We start from the raw sequence: 386 nt of genomic DNA, 5'->3' as shown, positions 1-386 counted from the left end.
ACCGACAACGGCCAGGACAATAGCGGACTGACGCCGCGGAACAGTGACGATGTGCAGAAGGCGGTCGCCGACCTACCCGGCTTCGACGGGTTGACACCGGACAAGCAGGCCTTGCTCACCAATATGCTCGTCAAGGGCGCCTGCGTCACCGATTCGCTCAAGGCAGCCTATGGCCACGTTTCGCCGATTTCATTGCGCAGCCTTTTCCGCAACCTCGGCGGCAGCTGTTGAACAGGGAGGATAGAATGCGGATTTTGACGATGATCGGCTCGGCGGTTCTCGCGGCGGGCCTCATCTGCCTGCCGGCGAGAGCGGCCGAGGTCGAGAAGAACATCATGACAGGCGGCCCGACCGGCACCTATATCAAGATCGGCCAGGACATTGCC

1 protein-coding gene is annotated in these 386 nt (G+C 61.7%); it reads left to right on the top strand.

The features are described 5' to 3' along the window. A partial coding sequence (locus AC1D0P_RS31440; RefSeq protein WP_477680305.1) for a hypothetical protein occupies positions 1-231 on the top strand: 231 nt, incomplete at its 5' end. Between the last annotated feature and the right edge of the window lie 155 nt (positions 232-386).

This window comes from Polaromonas sp. P1_G2, from assembly GCF_056405515.1.
This window is presented reverse-complemented; position numbering and strand designations above follow the sequence as displayed.